Raw genomic sequence first — 4,426 nt, 5'->3', positions numbered from 1 at the left:
ATATTGGGATTTGAATTGATTTAATTCTTCGTAAAGAGACTCTGAGACACCGTATATATTGATATTTGTTTGACCATTAATTTGAATTGAAGTTAAACTATTAACTTTAGTTACTTTCGCAGTTTGTGTTGTCGCGAACACAATATCCACACTCATAAGATTAATAAAAATATAAAAGAATAAAATTAATAAACAATGTTTCTTTATATTACTCTCCCCCAGTTCATACAAGTATTTAATTCTTAATTTGAACTTCCTATTCTAATTAAGAGTATTAATTAGTGCCCTAAGTTTCAGAAAGATAACTAGAAATAAATATAATTTTCATACATCACTATTTTCACTCTTTAATAAACTAAAATATCCGTTCACTTATTTTAATTATAAGAAAACGGATATTAGACTTCATATTTAAACAAACTCATTGCTCGCTGACATTAAAATACCAACTTCAAAAGGTGAAATTATGTCTAATTATGTATCTCTATGTTCTCTATTTTTACCTTTGGAAACTCTAATCTAATAGGTTGATTATAATCCAATGCAGTCATATTTCTAACTATATTAATCATATGGTAACGGCAAATCTCCATAATTACTTTCTCTAAATGAATTTGGAATTCATTCATAAACCTCTCGTTATCAGATAGATTAGAAGGGAATTCTTTTTCAGTTTCTAGTGTGAAATTAAATTTCATCGAAACATCTACAGATTTAAGTATAATTTCCTCATCATCAAAGTAATCTTGGTAAGGATATTCTGTCAAATCAATAATTTCTCTAACTCTGGTATCCATAATAATAAACATTTCTTTTAAATCTTTATGAATAGCTATTTTTATAGAGTTTTGATCATTTACTTGAGTAACTAAGTCAAATTCATTAATATCTTTATTTTCTTTTGAAAGTTTATTTGCTAAAAATGGCAATATATTCTCGTCAAATTTGTAGTTTAAATCTGTAATAATATAATTTTCTAATTGAATTTCAAAATTAAAATTTCTCACCATCTAACCTCTTTTACATTAAATTTATCTTTTTCATTATGTCCTCTATTAAATTCACCCATACCAGTCTTCTTCAATTCTTGAGATTTTCCCAAATACTCATATACTTTTTGAAATTCTGAGCTAATTTCATTCATCAATAATCTTTTCCTAACAATTTCTTCATATTTAACCACTTTTTTTGGTTCAATTAGCTCCCAATGAAAATTAGTCATTTTATATTCGATGGTTCTCTCTCTATTCAACTTTAAAAGCTGTACGTATCTCTTGGCTTCATTTAGATTCAACTTATTTACTGTGTGGCGAGTTACGTAAAAATCTTCTTCGGGTAATAAATCTTCAACTAAATAATCGTCGTCATGGAATTCATTTAAGGTTGGAATTTCATCGCAACTGGAGCCTAAAGTTAATTTTGAATTGAATATCTTACGTTCCTTCATTCCAAAAAATGTACAATATGAATCGTACTCCCTATCAAACACCTCAAATAAACTGATTTTTGAATCTGCCAATTGTTCTAAAATTGAATAATCAGGAACTTTGGTAGAAATAATGTTTAACTCCCTTTCAAATTCATCACAAGTTAATACGTATGATAAATATATTTCATCATTTTTTTCATAGGAAAATATCATTGGAAAAATAACATCTAAGTAAACTACAAGGTTTTTCAATTTATTTTCTTGTTTATTTAAAAAAGAATTAAACACCCTACTTTTCTGTAAATATAACCTTTCATCATTTAGTTTCATTTAATAACGCCTCTCTCCTCCTAGACTTTTTCTTTTTAGGTCGCTTATTAAAAATCTCTTCATCAACTAATTGAAACTGATTTGCAACATCTTGAAAATCAATATTTTCAATTTCTTGATTCACCTTAAAAAAGTGGACGTGGGAACTACCCGGTTCTGGAGAATCTGTTCTAAGAGTTTTATCCCATTCTAAAATCCCTTGGTTTAATTTTATTTGTCCAAATGAAACTAGATATTTATATAATGGTATTTGCGAACAAATGTCTAAACCTGACTTCAATAAAAGCTCCCTTCGTTCTGCTTCACTCATTCCTTGAATATCATCAAACTTTAAAATACCATCATAGGTTATTTCCCCAACCTGATCAAAGCGATTTTTATCAAATAAGATAAACAATGAGGTTGAACACTCTCCTCTATCATCTGGATGAACAGACTCAATTGACGAAAGTGTGTAATATCCGCTTGGACTCAATTCTTCAATCATTTCACTTGTATAAAAATCTTTTAACTGTCCTGAAAATATATGATTAACATTTTTTTCTTCTGAATTTATTGTTTGTTTAAATTCTTTCGTTTTATGAGTAGGTAAAAAAAAGAATTTATTAAGTTCCATACTTTGATATTTAGACTTTGGAAAATTTTTATTAATATCTGGCGCATATATAAAACGTATATACAAAACATTTTCTTCTTCTAAGTAAAAACAGTTTTTTTCAAACTCATTTGACTCATATACAATATATTCAAAATCAGTCTTATATATATATCTTTCTTGATCGGACTCAATTTTTCGTATATGTTTACATGCAGAATTAACTATCAAACTCCTAACACCTCAAATCCAGTTACACTACAAATTCTAATACTATTATAAACCTTCTCTTAATCTATAGATAACAATTTTTTAGCATATAATTTTCAAGATTTACATTTCAAATTACCTTTATTTATTAATACTTATATAAACAACCCACTAATGCCGTTATTACAAGTATACGTTTCTTTTCCCTAAATACAGTAAAAGGTGAGTAAGCTTACATTTATAAAAAATTAATAGATCGCAGTTGAAATTTTATCCTTAATAAGCTCAAACTCTTAACGATCCCCGAAAACCTCTGGCAGCATAATAAGAGTCTGCTCCATTGTGGTACACAAAAACATGTCCGAAGCGATAATCGCAAAATAGAGCTCCACCAAGCTCTCTAATATCTGAAGGTGTTTGTACCCAACTTGATGATTTCATATCAAAATCTCCAAGTTGTTGTAACTCTCGATATTGTTCTTCAGTTAATAGTTCAATACCCATAGCGGCTGCCACATCAATAGCGTTATTTTCTGGTTTATGCTTCTTTCTTGATTCTAACGCTTCAAGATCATAACAAAGGCTTCTACGACCTTTAGGACTCTCCTTTGAACAATCATAGAAAGTATACTCGTCCTTCTCTTTGTCATATCCAACAACATCCGGCTCACCGCCTGTTACTTCCATTTCATTAAGTGACCATAATTTTTCAGCATTAGCTTCTATCTTCGCTTCAACTTTAGCCCATTCAAGACCTTCATGGCGGTTCATGTTTTTCTCAAAACGAGCTTGTAATACTTTTATTAGTTCTTCACGTTGTTCTACAGATAACTCATTTTTATTCGCTGTCATATTCGTCCTCCGAATTACGTTTCTTTATACTCACTTAAATCTCTTCAATAATAGTTTAGTTTACAACAAATTATATAATTTGTTGAATCTCTTTTTCAACAATCTGACCCGATTACCCAACGGAAAATCCCTGCGCGGATATCTATTATATAGTTCTAAAATCTTTCATACTTTCCCCAAGTATATAGTGTGAAAACCACATCAAATTCTGCTTCATAATAGCTACATTCATTCCTGGCTGATCAGGACTATATGCCATTCCTTTAAATATCATTAATTCTGTATCAACTTCCATATCTCTTAATCCTTGATGTAGCTCATATGCATTTGTAATTGGTATTCTTGCATCCTTTTCTCCATGTTGAATTAACGTAGGCGTACAGGCTGATTTAATATATGTCATTGGTGATGTTTTCCTATATATATCTGGATCATTCCATGGAGTATTTCCTAAATACATTCTAATAAAGTAAGGGATATCTGTATTTACATAATGGGTACTCCAGTTCGTAATTCCTCCCCCAACTGAAATAGCTTTAAATCTACTACTAAATGTAGAACAGAAAGCTGATATATATCCTCCGTTACTCCATCCCATAACTCCTACTCTATCTTTATCTACAATCCCTTTTTCAACTAGTTCATCCACTCCAGATATAACATCATCGTAATCAGCAAGTCCTTGTTTTCTGTAGTTCGCTTTTAAAAATTCATTACCATAACCAGAACTTCCTCTATAGTTTGGCTCTAAAACGATAAAGCCTTTTTCAACAAACTGTTCAATCGGATATTTCTCATTGAAGCAGTCTGAAAATATCGGAAAGGATGCCCAAGCCGGACCTCCGTGAATTACTACTAATAAAGGATATTTTTTATTTGTATCAAACTCTACTGGTGTTGATAAAACACCCTCTATTTTAAGACCATCACTACTTTGCCATGAGATGATTTCCCTGTTGCTTTTAAGCTTGTCTTCGAAAAAGCTATTTTCATTCGTTATTTTTTTATCA

Annotated in this window: 5 protein-coding genes; all 5 read right to left on the bottom strand. The window is 30.1% G+C overall.

The window, feature by feature from the left end:
- Positions 1-470: 470 nt before the first annotated feature.
- Positions 471-1,007 carry a hypothetical protein gene (locus MR079_RS27760; RefSeq protein ID WP_242295037.1) on the bottom strand — a complete coding sequence of 179 codons (537 nt, stop codon included), beginning with the start codon at positions 1,005-1,007 and terminating at the stop codon, positions 471-473.
- Positions 1,004-1,759 carry a hypothetical protein gene (locus MR079_RS27755; protein WP_242295036.1) on the bottom strand — a complete coding sequence of 252 codons (756 nt, stop codon included), beginning with the start codon at positions 1,757-1,759 and terminating at the stop codon, positions 1,004-1,006. Before MR079_RS27755 ends, MR079_RS27760 begins: the two co-directional genes overlap by 4 nt.
- Entirely contained in the window at positions 1,746-2,585 is an 840-nt protein-coding gene (locus MR079_RS27750) for a hypothetical protein (protein ID WP_242295035.1), read from the bottom strand. The genes MR079_RS27755 and MR079_RS27750 overlap by 14 nt, the downstream gene beginning before the upstream one ends.
- A gap of 264 nt (positions 2,586-2,849) precedes the next feature.
- Positions 2,850-3,416, bottom strand: a complete 567-nt coding sequence (locus MR079_RS27745; RefSeq protein ID WP_000126341.1) for a DUF4256 domain-containing protein — start codon at positions 3,414-3,416, stop codon at positions 2,850-2,852.
- Between the two features lie 145 nt (positions 3,417-3,561).
- Positions 3,562-4,426: alpha/beta hydrolase family protein (locus tag MR079_RS27740; protein ID WP_242295034.1), on the bottom strand; the 865-nt coding region annotated here is incomplete at its 5' end.

It is taken from the genome of Bacillus cereus group sp. BfR-BA-01381 (assembly GCF_022663555.1).
GTDB classification, from domain to species: Bacteria; Bacillota; Bacilli; order Bacillales; family Bacillaceae_G; genus Bacillus_A; species Bacillus_A pacificus.
This window is presented reverse-complemented; position numbering and strand designations above follow the sequence as displayed.

Bases quoted from the DNA above. Each gene is read 5' to 3' on its own strand.
- MR079_RS27755 (WP_242295036.1), bottom strand. From the start codon at position 1,759: ATGAAACTAAATGATGAAAGGTTATATTTACAGAAAAGTAGGGTGTTT.
- MR079_RS27745 (WP_000126341.1), bottom strand. From the start codon at position 3,416: ATGACAGCGAATAAAAATGAGTTATCTGTAGAACAACGTGAAGAACTA.